General features: G+C 74.6%; 11 protein-coding genes. 2 read left to right on the top strand and 9 right to left on the bottom strand.

Going from position 1 to position 14,303, the window contains the following annotated elements; genetic code table 11:
• Positions 1-199: 199 nt before the first annotated feature.
• Positions 200-1,171, bottom strand: a complete 972-nt coding sequence (locus WBN91_RS04340; RefSeq protein WP_337723162.1) for a LacI family DNA-binding transcriptional regulator — start codon at positions 1,169-1,171, stop codon at positions 200-202.
• Positions 1,172-1,247: 76 nt separating this feature from the next.
• Between WBN91_RS04340 and WBN91_RS04335 the strand changes: the two genes are divergently transcribed.
• Positions 1,248-2,429 carry an MFS transporter gene (locus tag WBN91_RS04335; protein ID WP_337723163.1) on the top strand — a complete coding sequence of 394 codons (1,182 nt, stop codon included), beginning with the start codon at positions 1,248-1,250 and terminating at the stop codon, positions 2,427-2,429.
• On the opposite strand, the gene WBN91_RS04330 is transcribed toward WBN91_RS04335, so the two are convergent.
• The 8 genes from WBN91_RS04330 to WBN91_RS04295 form a co-directional block, all read right to left on the bottom strand.
• On the bottom strand, positions 2,411-4,039 hold the full coding sequence (locus tag WBN91_RS04330) for a thiopeptide-type bacteriocin biosynthesis protein (RefSeq protein ID WP_337723164.1): 1,629 nt from the start codon (positions 4,037-4,039) through the stop codon (positions 2,411-2,413). The genes WBN91_RS04335 and WBN91_RS04330 overlap by 19 nt on opposite strands.
• Positions 4,039-5,151 carry a hypothetical protein gene (locus tag WBN91_RS04325; RefSeq protein ID WP_337723165.1) on the bottom strand — a complete coding sequence of 371 codons (1,113 nt, stop codon included), beginning with the start codon at positions 5,149-5,151 and terminating at the stop codon, positions 4,039-4,041. Before WBN91_RS04325 ends, WBN91_RS04330 begins: the two co-directional genes overlap by 1 nt.
• Positions 5,148-6,917: a YcaO-like family protein gene (locus WBN91_RS04320; protein ID WP_337723166.1), complete on the bottom strand. Its 1,770-nt coding sequence runs from the start codon at positions 6,915-6,917 to the stop codon at positions 5,148-5,150. Before WBN91_RS04320 ends, WBN91_RS04325 begins: the two co-directional genes overlap by 4 nt.
• Entirely contained in the window at positions 6,914-8,464 is a 1,551-nt protein-coding gene (locus WBN91_RS04315; RefSeq protein ID WP_337723167.1) for a hypothetical protein, read from the bottom strand. The genes WBN91_RS04320 and WBN91_RS04315 overlap by 4 nt, the downstream gene beginning before the upstream one ends.
• Positions 8,461-9,537, bottom strand: coding sequence for a hypothetical protein (locus WBN91_RS04310; RefSeq protein ID WP_337723168.1), 1,077 nt, complete (start codon positions 9,535-9,537; stop codon positions 8,461-8,463). The genes WBN91_RS04315 and WBN91_RS04310 overlap by 4 nt, the downstream gene beginning before the upstream one ends.
• Entirely contained in the window at positions 9,534-11,972 is a 2,439-nt protein-coding gene (locus WBN91_RS04305; protein ID WP_337723169.1) for a lantibiotic dehydratase, read from the bottom strand. Before WBN91_RS04305 ends, WBN91_RS04310 begins: the two co-directional genes overlap by 4 nt.
• Positions 11,973-12,096: 124 nt before the next feature.
• A complete protein-coding gene (locus tag WBN91_RS04300) occupies positions 12,097-12,264 on the bottom strand; it encodes a thiazolylpeptide-type bacteriocin (protein ID WP_337723170.1) in 168 nt (55 codons plus the stop codon).
• Between the two features lie 94 nt (positions 12,265-12,358).
• A complete protein-coding gene (locus WBN91_RS04295; protein ID WP_337723171.1) occupies positions 12,359-12,520 on the bottom strand; it encodes a thiazolylpeptide-type bacteriocin in 162 nt (53 codons plus the stop codon).
• Between the two features lie 721 nt (positions 12,521-13,241).
• Between WBN91_RS04295 and WBN91_RS04290 the strand changes: the two genes are divergently transcribed.
• A complete protein-coding gene (locus tag WBN91_RS04290; RefSeq protein WP_337723172.1) occupies positions 13,242-13,958 on the top strand; it encodes a hypothetical protein in 717 nt (238 codons plus the stop codon).
• The last annotated feature ends 345 nt before the right edge of the window (positions 13,959-14,303 follow it).

The following is a 14,303-nucleotide window of genomic DNA, read 5'->3' as shown; positions in this document are numbered from 1 at the left end:
GGGCTTCGCCCAGGCCGGACGGGGAAAGAAACCGAGGCCCTTCCCGTGGTCGCTGCCGCTTGGCGGAACGCAAGAGCGTGCCGCCTTCGGCGGAAGAGCGACGCGCCTTCGGCGGAAGAGCGACGCGCCTTCGGCGGAAGAGCGACGCGCCTTCGGCGGAAGAGGCGCCTGGTCGGGTGTTTGGTGTCGGACTGGGCGTTCAGGTGCTTTCCCTCACCACCAGCGTGGAGGGGAAGAGTGTCAACGGGCTGGTCGGGTGTCGGTCGAGTACGGCGGTGGCGGCGTGGGCGGCTATCTGTTCCACCGGGTTCGTGGTGGTGGTCAGGGTCGGGCGGCTCAGTGGGGCGAAGGCGATGTCGTCGAAACCGGCGACCGCCACGTCGCCCGGCACCTCCACGCCCAGCACCCGCAACCCGTCGAGGACGCCGAGGGCGGCCAGGTCGCCCAATGCGAACACCGCGTCCGTGTCCGGCCACCGGGCCATGATCTCGGCCGCCGCGGTGGCGCCCCGGGTCGTCGTGAAGTCGCCGGGGACCAGGCGGACCTCGTAGCCGTTCTCGCGCGCCACGCGCCGGTAGGCGTCCACCGCTCGTTCGGCGCACGGCAGCCACGAAGGGCCGGTGACCATCGCGACGTGGCGCCGGCCGCTGCCCACCAGGTGGCGGAGCACCCCGGTGGTGCCGCCGCGGTTGTCCACGTCGAACGCGGGCACCTGCCGGGACCCGGCGCCGATGGCGGCGACCCGCGCGGACCTCGGCAGCAGCTCCAGCGCGGGCTTCGTCGGGTTGACCAGCACCACGCCGTCGATCCCGCGGCCGTGTGCGAGGCGTGCCAACGCGGCCGGGTCGTGCAGCGGGAGCCAGTGCAGCGCTACGCCCACCTCACGTGCGGCGGCGACCTCGGCCGTCGCGGCGACCACGCGGCCCACGTAGGGGTCGGTCAGCGCGGTGGGCGTGCCGCTGATCACGGCGACGGCGACCCGGGTGCCGCCGTGCGTGGCGAGGGCGCGGGCGGCGGCGTCGGGCACGTATCCCAGGTGGGCGACCGCGGCGGCGACCCGGCGGCGTGCCTCGGGTGACGCCGGCCCCCGCCCGCTGACCACGCGTGACGCGGTCGCGGGGGAGACGCCGGCGTGTCGCGCCACGTCCGCCAGCGTGGGGGTGCGGATCACGCGGCCAGTCTGCCGGCACTTGCGGTGGAAGCGCTTCCACGGTTGCGGTCGGGGGCGACTGCGAAGGAGGGTCGCGTTGACCGTCACCGTTGCCCGTCACCACGTCCGCGCCGCCGTCGCCGGGGTGTCCGTCACCTTCGGACTCAACGGCGTGGCGGTGGCGTCGTGGTTCGCCCGCGTGCCCACCGCCCGCGACGCGCTCGGCCTCGACGCCGGCGCCCTCGGGTTGCTCCTGCTGTCGATGTCGGCGGGCGCGTTCCTGGCCATGCTCACCGCGGGCGAGGTGATCCACCGGTTGGGGCCGCGGCGCGCGGCGCGGGTGTCCGTGCTCGGCGTCGCGACCGGTCTCGCGGTGGCAGGCGTCGCCACCGGGACCTTCCCGTCCACGCCCGCGACGGCCGTCGGGATCTTCGTCCTCGGCTACGGCTCGGGCACGTGCAACGTGGCGATGAACGTCGAGGCCGCGGCCGTGGAACGCCTGCTCGGCCGGACGGTCATGCCGCGCTTCCACGCCATCTGGAGCCTCGGCACGGTCGTCGCCGCCGGACTGGCCGCGGTGGCCGCCGCGGTGCTGCCGGTCACCGCCCACCTGGTGGCCGTGGCGGCCGTCGTCGCGGGTGGCACGCTGGTCGCCGTGCGGTCGTTCCGGTTCGGCGGTGACGCCGAGCGCGGCGGCAGCGGTGTCCTGGAGGCGTGGCGCGAGCCCCGGACCCTGCTCATCGGGCTGCTCGTGCTGGTGCTGGCGTTCACCGAGGGCACGGCGAACGACTGGGTCGCGGTGGCGTTCGTCGACGGCTACGGGTTCGGTCCGGCCGCGGGCGCGGTGGTGTTCGGCGTGTTCGTCGCGACGATGACGCTCGGCCGCGTCGTCGGCACGCGGGCGCTGGACCGGTGGGGCCGGGTGCCGGTGGTGGCGACCACGATGCTGCTGGCCGCGGGTGGTGTGGCGCTGGTCGTGCTGAGCGGGTCACCGGTGGCCGCGGTCGCGGGCGTGGCGCTGTGGGGCCTGGGCACGTCGCTCGGCTTCCCGGTCGGGATGAGCGCCGCCGCGGACGGGGACGCCCGCACGGCCGCCCGGGTCGGCGTGGTCGCCGTGATCGGGTACACCGCGTTCCTGGCCGGACCGCCGGTCGTCGGCCTCCTCGGCGCGCGCGTCGGGGTGCTCGCGGCGCTGCTGGTGGTGCCGCTGGCGCTGGTCCCGGCCCTCGCGCTCGTGCCCGTCCTGCGACGGCGGCCCGATCACGGGCCCGAACGGTGAAAGTCGGCGGGGGCACTGCTCCGGACCGACGTGGGGTCCGAGCCGACCGGCAGGAGGTAGACCAGCACGTCGTTCACGCCGTCCAACCCGAGCACGTCGTGCGCCATGTCGTCGTAGAACCCGCCGATCATCCCCAGCGACAACCCGGCCGACTGGGCCACGAGCGCGAGGTTCTGGGCCAGGTGCCCCGCCTCGACCAGGGTCAGCCGCAGCGCCCGCAGGCCGTAGAACCGGCGCAGCTCGCCCACCCGCACGTACAGGGCGAGCAGCGCGGGTGTCGTGGTGAGCACGACGCCGTCCTCGCGCGGGCCGAACCACATCGACGTCAGCGTGACCTCCGATGTGGACGGTGCGGGTGCGATCCGCACCAGGACCCGTCGCGCCTCGTCGACGTCGTACACGCCCGGCGCGAGGTCGGACACCTCCCACGCGATCAACCTCAGCCTCGCGGTGTGCAGCGCGCCCGCGCTCGGGTACGGCCTGCGCCCGCCGGGCAGCGCGCCCTGCGCGGTCCACAGCAGGGTGGCCAGTTGTCCCGCCGACAGCGGTTCGGCCAACTGCTCGCCACGCGAGGTGTGGCGGTCGGCCAGCGCGTCCGCCAGCGAACCGGGCGGAACACGGGCCTCCGGCAGCGGCACGACCTCGTGCCACGGCAGCACCGGCGGTCGGGACGGGACCACGCCCTTGCGCGGTCCCTGTTCCTCCACACCGGACAGGAACTTGCTCGCCTCCAGGTACCGGCGGTCGGGCGCGGACGCGCCGTCCTCGTGGAACGGCGTGACGCCGTCCGGGGAGCCCGCGGTCTGCGCGACCAGCCAGCACACCGTGCGCTCCTCCTCGGAGCCGATGCCGAGCCGGTTCAGCAGCATGTGCAGCTGCGACGCCCACACGTGCGACGGCAGGTCCGGCCGCACCTGGTCCATCCAGAACGCGACCGCGCCGGTCGAATGGGACTCCAGCCGGTCCCAGCGGGCGCTGAGCTCCGCCGCCCGCCGCTCGTGCAGCTGCCGCGCGGCCACGTGTGAGCGCAGCGTCGGCGGCGCGGACGGCTCGTGGCCCTGCCGCCACCCGGACGCGAGCGTGCGCAACCACGACGCCGCGGCCGGGCGGTCCATCTTCAGCGCGATGGTCGTGGCCATCACCAGTTCCACGGCGGCGCTGATCTTCGCGCCGGGCGTCCGCGCGGCGCGCAGCACGGCCACCGCGACCTCGGTGCCGCGGCAGAACACCTCCTCTGCCACCGGCAGCGCCCGCGGTCCGCCGTACCGGTGCACTTCGGGCTCGTACGGCACCTCGCGCACGTCGCCGTGCGGCAGCCAGTCGTCCCCCGACGTGCCGAGGGCGGTGTAGAACCGCTCGGGGTCGACCGACAGCTCGGGGAAGTCCGCGCCGGAGACCAGGTCGCGCAGCTGCGCGGTGAGGTCCGTGGTCGCGTCGCGGAGCCGGACGCGCAGGTGCGGGCCGGTCGACCAGTACCGGAGGTAGAACCAGTCGGCGATCCGGCCCGCCGCGCGGTGCTCGGCCAGCGCCGGCGCGAGCGTGTCGGCGATGAACGCGTCGACGTGCTCGGTCGCCCACGACAGCCGGACGTGCAGGCTGGTCCAGGTCATCACGCCTCCAGCGGGCTCAGGTCGTAGGGGAAACCCGTGCCGCGCGGGCGGCCCGCCACGAGCAGGTACAGCAGCGAGTGCGACGCCGGCGCCCGCACGAGCGCTTCCAGCGGGCCGTCGAACACGCTGCGGGCGGGCCGGCAGAACATCCCCGCGCCCGCCGCAGCCGTGCATGCGTGCTGCGCCGTCGCGCCGGCCGCGCGCAGGAGCGCGCGATAGCCGTCCGGGCCGTCCGACGCCACGGCCGCGGCCGGGTCGCCCGTCGTCACCAGCGCGAGGTTCATCCGGGCCACGTCGATGGTGTCGGGCGGGTGCCCGAACACCTGGCGCACGTCTTCCAGCGCCTGGCCGGGTTCGACGAGCCGCAGGCCGTCCACCGCGTACCAGCCGTCGACCAGGCCTTCGACGTTGCGCACCGCCAGCCGGTGCCGCAGGTCGTCGCGCACCGGCGAGCCCGCCGGGGGACGGGTGATCGCCGCCACGAAGGCGTGCACGGCGCTCGCGGGCAGCGGCCTGGGGTCGGCGGAGATGCCGCACGGCCCGAAACCCGAGCTGCGCGGCGGCAGCGGTGGTACCGGCTCACCGGTCTCGCGGTCCGGGGACACCGTCACGGACAGCCCCGAGGCCCACGCCGTCAGCCCGTGCCGGGGAGCGTGTTCGACCAGGGCCGCCGCCACGTGGCCGACCTCCAGCTCGGTGAGCACGTCGCCGAACTCCCGGTAGCCCTCGGACAGGCGGTCCCGCCGCCGCACGAGCTCCAGCCGCACCGGACCGTCCAGGACGGGCGGTCGCGCGCCGATCGTCGCCCGCCGCACCGGGTCCAGCGGCCACCGCCGCGACCCGACCACCAGCACCAGGTCCACCGTGAACGCGGCCCGCGCCGACGGGTAGCCGCGGTGGTCGTTGTACTGGTTCCACGTCTCCCACCGCAGCGGCGTCGCCACTTCCGTCAGCAGCCGTCCCAGCGCCGCGCCGAAACGGCCCTGGGCGGCCAGGGCGGCGAACGGTACCCGCGGTCCCGCCGAGGGCTGGAACGGCGCGGGTCGCCCTCGCTCCACCACCCGGCCCGGCCCGTGCGCGTAGGCGGTGGCGAGCGCGTCGGCGGCGGTCACGGGAACGGGTGGGGCAACGGGGGACCGACCGGGCGCAGCCGGGGTATGCCGCGCGTGCGGCGGTTGCGCTCGCCGAACGACATCGGCACGGTCCCGGGCACGACGACCTTCGCCGAGTGCAGTCCCAGCCGGTCGCGCCACACCGGGTCCGTCTGGTCCACCGCGATCACCTCCAGGTCCAGTGCGGCCCACGTGCGCACGTAGTGCTCCAGCAGCGCGTCCAGGTCGTCCCGCGGCACGTCCGGGACCACCGGGTCGACCGGTGTCCCGGGCACGAGGAAGTCGTACCGGCCGGCGGCCTCCGGGAGCCCGTTGACGGCCACGTGGTCCTCCATCGTGCGGATCAGCTCCGGTGTCGCGAGCAGCTCCAACAGCCGTTCCCGGTCGTGGACGTCGGGACGGGCGCGGTGCTGCTTGGCCGCCGACTCGACGTCCACCACCACTTCGGCCGCCGCCGAGCGCATCGCCGCGTCCGGGTCCAGGCCCGCGCCGGCGGCGAAGAACGCCCTCGGCGGCAGCTCGTCGCGGCCGGTGTAGCGGGCCAGGGACAACACCGAGGGCACGCCCAGGTCGTTGGTGGCGTCGAAGCACTCCAGGTCGTAGCCCAGCTGTGCCATCCGGTCGGCCAGGTGCAGGACGAACCCGTCCCGGACGGCCAGGCGCGGCAGGCGTTTGCGCTCGTACCAGGCGGTCAGGAACGCGTCCCGCTCGGCGATCTCGAACATCCCGTACAGCACGGCCTCGGTGGGGCTGTTGCCCGTGCCGCAGCCGTTGGAGGTCTCGTCCACGAACCTCGGGCCCGCGTCGTGCCCCATGCCCCAGTACGCCACGTGCTCGGGCACCGCGACCGGCTTGGCGTGCGTGTACGACCAGCCGTGCACCCACCGCGTCCGGACGTCGGGGTGGTACTCGACGGTGTGCGGTGACTCGTTGTCGGGCAGCCCCAGCCGGGTCGGGTCCAGCGCGGTCTCCCCGAGTTCGGCGTAGGAGGCCACCAGGACCGTGGTGACGCGACGGGGCCGCATCCCGGCGTGCCGCTCCACGGCCTCGAACAGCGCCACCCGCTCGGCTCCGGCGTAGTCGCCCGTGCGGCCGAAACCGGCTTGTCCGGCCTGGTCGTCCGGCACGATCTCGGCGGTGACCGCCGCCAGGGGCAGGTCGCCGATCCGGAACAGCCCGCCGACCGGGCCGTGCCGCAGGTCGAACAGCGCTTCCCGCAGCGCGTCGCCGTCGGTGCGCGGGTTGGCGCCCCGCAGCGTGCCCGGGACCACCGGGACCGGCGTGCGGACGACCGTCGCGGCGTCGGGGGAGTCCTCCGGCAGCGGCCCGCACACCGGGCAGCCACCGGACCGGGGCCGCACCCGGTGTTCCGCGACCGTCGCCAGGTCGGTCCGCACGGCCAGCACGACGTCGCGGTACGCGTCCGGATCCGCCAGCACGCGCTCGACGAGCACGTCCACCAGGGGCTTGAGCGCGGGGGAACACAGGCCGCCCAAGCGCATGCCCTCGTCGCGGCGCGGCACGGACCTGCCCAGTGTGGCGAGCCGCGCGTCTTCGGCGCAGCGCAGGCACACACCGCCACCGCCACCACTGCCACGAGCACCGCCGCCGCCGGCACCGCCGCCGCCAGTGCCGCCGCCGAACACCGGCCCGAGAAGCAGCAGGCCGCCGTCGTGGCGCATCGGCAGCACGGGCTCGTCCGCGCCGGCCCCGCTGATCCGGTCGAGGTCGCCGATCGTGTACCGGGTCAGTTCCAGCACCGTCACCGGTTCACCTCCGGGACCGCGAACGCCACCACGCCGGCGGCGTCCAACACCGGGCCGAGGCTCACCGGTTTCACCTCGGCCGGCGCGAGCAGCGCCCGCAGGTCGTGCTGCAACGCCTCTTCGCCGTCCCGGACCCCGAAGGGCCAGAACCAGTCCCGGTTCGTCCACGGCGCGTCGACGCCCTCCGGGGCGGCGACCGGCATCGCTCCACAAAGGACCACGGTGTCGTCGTGCCCGGCCTGCGCCCGGCCGGCGGCGGCCAGCGCGGCGAACGCCACGGCGTCGGCGGCGTCCGCCTCCACCGCCCAGGACAGCACCTGCCCACCCAGCCGCACGACGGCGCGGACCACGCGGTGGCGCAGCCTCGTCACCTCGACCCGCGCGGGCAGGCCGAACCGCAGTGTGACGGCCTTCCACCAGCGCCGCGCGGTCGGGTCGGCGAGCCACTCGTCCTCGTCGACCGGGGTGCCCGGCAGGTCCCGCGCGGCCGTGCGCAGCGCCAGGCCCAAGGCGTGCGTGCGGTCCACGCCCAGGACCGCGCCCTCGGGGGCGAGGTCCCGCGCGGCACGGATCAGGGCGTCGAGCCGCGCCGCGTGCTCGGTCGTGCCGAATCCGACCACGTCACCGGACGCGGCGAGCTTGACCGGCAGTTGCGGCAGGTCGCCGGGCTCCGGTTTCGCCACCGGGCCGAGTTCGGCGTCCCCCAGCACTTCCAGCAGCATCCCGTTCGGCTCGCACGGCCGGACCTCGGACAGCCACGGGTGGTAGTCGGCGCGCAGCGGGTCGACCCGGGCGACGAGCACCGCCTGGTGCGGCGGGCCGGGCGGCGGCACGTCCTGCCACATGTTCACCACCTCCACCGACGGGTCGGGCAGACCGCCCACCGCGCACACCAGCCGGTGCGCGGCGGCCGAGCCGAGCAGCGCGGCCAGCACCTCGGGCGGCGTGCCCGCTGCCCCCGCGAGCCGGTCGGCGACCGCCGACGCGTCCGCGAGCACGTCGGCCCGCGAGCCCGGCGCGACCACGAAACCCACGTCCTCGGCGCACCCGGCGGCAATGGCGTGACCGCCGGCGGTGAGCAGGAGCCCCGCGCCGGGCTCGACCACGGTCTCCAGCCCGGACGCGGTGAGCGCACGGACCGCCGCTCCCACCAACGCGCCTTCGCCCGCCACGGTGACCGTCGCGGCCTTCAGCCGCCGCCACGACTCCAACGGCGCCGCGGCGACGGACTCCAGCCAACTCGCGATCTCCGCGGGAGGCGCCTCGTCGCCCCAGGACGCGGGCACCTCGACCAGCAGGTCGTGCTCCCACAGCTGGGTGATGATCAGCTCCAGGGCCTTGGCCACGGCCGGCGACGCGTTCTCCGGGACGGCCAGCTGCTCCGGCGGCACGCCGTCGGCGAGCGGACCGGCCAGGCGTTCCCAGATGGTCCACAGGCCCTTGCCGCCGTCCAGGGTGAAGCTGGACTTCCACCCGCGCACGTGCAGGCCGGTCGCCGTGGGGGTGGCGTGCGCGATGGGGCGCAAGCGCAGCAGCACGTCGTTCACCGCGTCACCTCGGCCATCCGCGCGATGTGCTCGGACCAGCCGACCCCGGTGATCCGCTGGGCGGCCCGCGCGACGAGGTTCGCCGCCAGGTAGCGCTCGACCGGCGTCACGTCGCACACCGCGAGCAGTTGGTAGAGCATGTTGGTCCCGAATCGGTAGACGGTGACGGGTCGCTGGTAGAGCGGGTGGTCGAGGTCGACGGCCTGGAGTTGCCGGTGGTACTCGCTCTGGTAGTCGCGGTGGTCGGGGTGCCAGCGGCGGATCGCGTTCTCCGCGCCCAGCTCCACGGCCCGCTCGCCGTGCAGCGTCGGCCGCTCGGTGGGCAGCTCGCCCCGGTCGAAGACCTCCTCGATCAGCCCGCGGGTGTCGAGGGTCCACGTCGTCCACGGCGTCGCCGTCCGGCCCTCGGCGACATCGCGCACGGTCTGGGTGGCCTCGTCGGCGTTGCGCTCCCACACCTGGTCGAACCGGGCGCGCAGCACACCTCGCGGATCGCTGTGCAGCAGGAAGTCCTCCAGGTGGGACAGGAACGAGTGGTAGCCGTTGGCCAGCCCGGCCGGGTAGCGGCTCGCGTGCGCGGCCATCGCGGTCAGGGCGAGGTGGACGCGGGAGGCGGACGTGCCGTCGCCCGCCACCGCGTCCCGCACGGCAGGCATCCCCAGGCGCAGGCACCGCGTGCGCAGGCCCACCAGCACGTCCGAGCCGAGCAGCCCCCGGATGTCGGTCAGGTCCGTCGGCTCGACCACCACCGTGTTGTCCGGGTGGATCGGCTCGTAGGGTGGCCGGATCAGCTCGGCCACGCCGTTGTGCCGGGCCTGCGCCAGCAGCTCCGCGTCCGGGATGTCCACTGTGGAGGGATGGGTGGACAGGTACGAGCGCAGCCCGTCCGCGACGGACTCGGCCGCTTCCTCGGGGCCGTCCAGCCTGATGCGCAGGTGGGGGCCGTGCAGCCAGTGGCGTTCCACGTGGCCGGTGGCGCCGGTGCGCTCCACCGCCGCGAGTGCCGGCAGCACCGCCTCCCGGAGCAGTGGCGCCTTCACCGGGTCACGGTAGTAGCAGACGACGTCGGTCACACTGCCCTCCAGTACGTTTCCGCGATCAGCTCGACCACCCGCCCGTTCGGTGACCCGGCGCCGGGCACGGGCAGTGCCTCGGTCAGCCGGACGCCCTCGGGGAACCGGGAGAGCAGCCGGGGCAGGCAGCGCAGGTGCAGCGCGTCGCCGAGGTCGGCGTACTGCGGTTTGCCCGCGGCGAGCGTGCGCTCGTAGACGTCGGCCGACATCGGTCCGAGGTCCGGCCCCACGAAGACGTGCTCGGGCAGGCCGTGTCGGGCGCGCAGCCGCGCGGTGTCCACGGCGGCCTGGTCCTCGGCGCCGATGTCGGGTGGCACGGGGAAGTCCCACGAGCGACGGGCCAGCACCACGTCCCCGTAGGTCAGCCGACCCCGGACCGTGACACCCCCGTCCACCGCGGACGGGCGCAGCGGGTCCAGGTCGACCCAGCCGCAGGCCAGGTCGGAGTACAGCGGGATCTGCCGGTCGGGGAGCGCCGGCGGCACCAGGAAGCCCAAGTACAGCACGTCGAGCGGGGCGCCGCGGTGGGTCACCCGGATCTCGTCGGCGTCCGGGTCGTGCCGGACGTCGATCTCGTCGGCGGGCAGGTCCGCCCAGCGGGCGTCCTCGCCGATCTCCCGGGCGTCCAGCAGCGGGTGCAGGTTGGCGTTGAAGCCCCGGACCGGGCGGAACTGGGCCAGGTCGGGCAGGTGGCGGCCGACCTGGGCGGTGACCGCGTCGCGCGCGCCGGGCAACCGGTCGAGGAAGCGGCTGGTGAACTTGCCGAACCCGGCGTACACGCGGTTGACCACGAGGCGGGCGTCGGCGGTGGGCTGGACGAAGAAGCCGTGGGAACCGGGCCTGCGGGTCGCCCAGGACGGCAGCAGGTCGGCGGCGGTGGCCAGGACGTGGTCGGTGATCGTGCCGTCGTGGACCTGGTCGGCGAGCTTGGCGCGGGCGTCGAGCACGGCGAGGACCTCGGGGTCGCGCACCTCGCCGATCCGCGTGGAGTCCCGCCAGGCCAGGCCGAGCGGGACCGCGCAGTCGGCGAGCGATGCCGTGCCGCCCTCGCCGAACCGTTCGACGAAGCGGGTCCTGGCCAGCCTGCGGAGCAGGACCTGCTGGTCGAAGGCCACCAGCAGCGGGGTCAGCCGGGCCAGTGCGGCGGACGCGCCGGGCGGGACGGGGATCGGTTCGGGCAGCAGCACGTCCTCCACGACCGGGGGTATGCCGGACAGGTCCGCGCCGAGGCGCTCGCCGACTCCGCGCCAGCCCTCGGCGAGGTGGGCGAGGGTGGTGGCCCGGGTCGGCGGGTCGGCCGTGCCGAACGCGGCGGTCGCCTCGGCCAGGCGCGTCACCTCGGCGGCGGCGGTCTCGTCGTGCGACCGCAGCAGGCCTGCGAGCGATCCGATCGCGTCCGGGGACTGCGGGTCGAACGGGGACACCGGCACCAACAGGCCGATGTCCCGCATCTTCGCCACGTAGTCCGCGGCCTTGGCGGCGTCCACCGCCGACAGCCTCGCCGCCAACGCCGCGGCGACCGCCTCCGGCCGCACCCCTCCCGGCCCGGCGTCCCGCACGGTCGCGATGACGAACCGCAGCGGCCCGGTCGCGGCCACGTCGACTTCCTCTTCCCTGGTCACCAGCGCCCGCCGGCCGCCGGCGACCGGGGTGTCACGGCGGAACAGCACGCGGCCGTCACGTTCCCGCAGGCCGGGCGCGAGGCGGTGCGGGAGCACCGGGCCCATCGCCGCGACGATCCGGTCCGGCAGCAGCCGGTTCACCGCCGGGTGCGACACGGGCTCGACCTCGAACGAGGGCCACGGCCCGTCCGCCCACGTGCCCCACCCGACGTGCGTGTACCAGGACAGGGGGCTGGTCTTGGCGGTGGCGCGCAGCGCGTACCGGAGCACGGTCGCCTCCGCCTTGCGCGCCTTGCGATCCGGCTCACCGCGTCCGGCCGCGGTCCGGTCGACGCCGTGCAACAGGTCCGCGCCGGTCAGCACGCTCGCCCGGCGCAGCTCACCGGTCGAGCACACCCGCGCCAGCCACGCCCGTGACGCGGCCAGATCGACGGGCCAGGCCCTGCGCACCGCGTCGACCGCGGTCGCCAGTGCGGCGTGGGCGTCGAGCCAGCGCGCCAGCAGGGGAACCCGGTCGGGCAACGAGCCCAGCTCCGCCGGCGGCGCGGGCCGGGGCGGGCGTCCATTGTGGACGGCCCGCCGCAACGGCAGCACGACGCGTCGGTGGAACCCGGGGGAGTGGGTGTCGGCGCTGTCGTGCAACGCGTCCGCGAGGTCGGCCGCCATCGCCGAGATCCGCGCCTCCGCCGCGACGACGGCGTCCAGCGCGGCCCGCAAGTCCGACGGCGCCGGCCCGGGATGCGGCAGCGCCGCCACGCGGATCAGCGCGTAGGGCGCGAGTTCCGCGGTGAGGCGGGTCGATGCGCTGGTCATCCGGTGGTCCCCCGTGTGTTTCGTCGCGTGGCGTGCTCTCGACTGCCGGCCCGGTTCGGTGTGGGTGCCTCGGTGCGGGGGCCGGGAGCGCCCGCGAACGGGTGCTCCCGGCGTGCTGATCGGTTCAGCCCACCGCGGGCGGTAACGTCGGATCCTGCTGGCAACAGCAACACGAACCGCAGGAGCAGGAGTTCGACGCGCCGGTCTCCGGCAGCGCCACGCCGTCACGCATGGTGGTGACGGCCAGGTCGTCCACGACCAGGTCGTCGACTTCGAAGCTCAGCTCGTTCACGACAAGCCCTCCAGGTGAGTCGTCCGACCCGCGACGCCTGCGAACCGGCGCACCGGGCCGTTGCGGGAGCAGGACCGCGACGCGGTCCCGGTGGTCACATCGGCTGGTTCGGGTCCGGGCAACAGCAGCACGAGCTGCCGCCCGAGCACGACCCACCCGACGCCCCGGTCTCCGGGAGCGCGACGGCGTCGCGCATGGCGACGACCGCGAGGTCGTCGAGGGCCAACTCCTCGACATCGAAAGTCAAGTCGAACATAGTGATTCACCCCCTTTCGCAAGCGCGGACTCTAAGGCAGTGGATCATTGGGCGGCAAGGCTCGGGATTGTTCCGCATTGCTCATAATCCGCCTGTGGGTGAATTCGGGAACTTGTGCCGACACCGGCGGAGTGAGGGTTGTCCGGCGGTCGAGCGTGGTCGTCGCGAGCGTCGTGTGCAGCGCAAACGGCGTAGTCAGCGTTCCGGACGCGCACTTCTGCGCGCGGGGTGGACAGGGGTCGACCGATCGGTGCCTCCGTGCAGGCACGGCACGCCGGCGTCAATTCGGTATGGGTCACGGATTCGCATTCGGTGTACTTCTGCTTGACCCGGTCGAGGTATTTTCCGGTCGTGTCAGGCGGCACTCCCACCCGGCACGTGGCCGAAGCCGGCGAGTGTCCGACACCCGGCCCGCGGACACGGCGGCTTCCTGATCGGCCCGCCCCGGCCCCCGCGCCGCGGAGCCCGCCGACCACATCGGACGGTCCGTGGCGCCGGCCGCAACGGTGCGGACTGCCGAACCCCGGGGACGTCGAGCGCCGCACCACCACCAACCCGGTGGCCCTTTGGCCTCGACTCGAAGGTCCTGGACGTGGGGATCTCTCCTCGCCGGAAGCCGTTCCGCGGGTCGTATGCCGCATTCGTGCGTTGCGAGGTGGGGTGGGCGTGCGGTCTCGTGGAGTGGGGTGTCCACCGCGCCCGTTCGGCCGGCAGCAGCCAGGTGGTCACCTACGTGCCGCGTGATGTCGACGCGGATCTGCGCTCCTCGTTGACGGGCGCGGCAGGGGGAGCCGTGTTGCTCACCGGTGACTCCACGGCGGGGAAGGCCCGGGCCGCGCTGGAGTCCGGGAAGCTCGACGAGGCGGTCGCGGTGCTGGCAGCGCACTTCGGCGCGTCTGGTGCGGAAACCACGAGGACCTGGCTGGCCGCCGTGTCCGGGGCAACGGTGACCGAGTGGTTCGAGGCGGCGGCGGCGAGTGGGCCCGCGTGGGCGGGTTCCGCCTGCGGCCTCCTGCTCGAGTGGACGGGTGACCGTGCGGGCGGCGAGCGCCGACTGCGGCAGGCCGCGGAAGCGGGTGAGCCGACCGCGATCGCGACCGTGGCGCCACGCCTCAAAGCCGCAGGTGACGTCGAAACGGCGGAGCGGCTGTGGAGTGTCGCGGCGCTGGGGGGCGATACCGACGCGGCGGAGCAACTGGCCTCCATGTGCTTCGGCAAGGGCGCGCCGAGGAGGCCCGGCGCTGGGAGGAACAGCAGAGCGACAGGACGAGGTCGGGCGCAGGGACAGCCTCCCGCGGCAATGCTGTTAGCGCTAACAGCGTTGCCGACCGGCGTCGGTCCTCATGCCGCGCCCTGCTGCGAACCTCGGCGACGGACCATTCGCCGCCGTCGCCGGACGGTGCGAACCGGCTCGCCGGAGGCCTGTGCGTCGTCCTAAGTCGACACCCGGCGCGCGTTCGACGCCCTCCTGAAGGGTCGGCCCTGGACGGACACCGTGCCCGACGATGATCGAGTGCGAAACCGGACGTTGACTTCCGGGATCTGCTCGCTGCACGATGTCCCGCAACGCACTGGACACCGGCGCGAAACAAGGCCGGGCGGCCCTGGGTCGCCCTTGCGGCCTCGATTCCGTGCTGCTGCCGATCTGTCGGTCAGCGCATCGCGTGCCGGTAGCGCTCCGCAGAGGAGAACCCCTTGAACACCGGAGGAGGTCGGCCAAGTGAAGCCCTGATTGTTAGCGCTAACAAAGCAGCTCCGGCCCGGTGACGGCCTTCGCAGAACG

It is taken from the genome of Saccharothrix sp. CCNWYY140 (assembly GCF_037401995.1).
Taxonomy (GTDB): Bacteria; Actinomycetota; Actinomycetes; order Mycobacteriales; family Pseudonocardiaceae; genus Actinosynnema.
Note: the sequence above shows the minus strand (reverse complement) of the source record. Positions and strands in the feature narration are given on the sequence as shown.

Bases quoted from the DNA above. Each gene is read 5' to 3' on its own strand.
- WBN91_RS04305 (WP_337723169.1), bottom strand. From the start codon at position 11,972: ATGACCAGCGCATCGACCCGCCTCACCGCGGAACTCGCGCCCTACGCG.
- WBN91_RS04330 (WP_337723164.1), bottom strand. From the start codon at position 4,039: ATGACCTGGACCAGCCTGCACGTCCGGCTGTCGTGGGCGACCGAGCAC.
- WBN91_RS04295 (WP_337723171.1), bottom strand. From the start codon at position 12,520: ATGTTCGACTTGACTTTCGATGTCGAGGAGTTGGCCCTCGACGACCTC.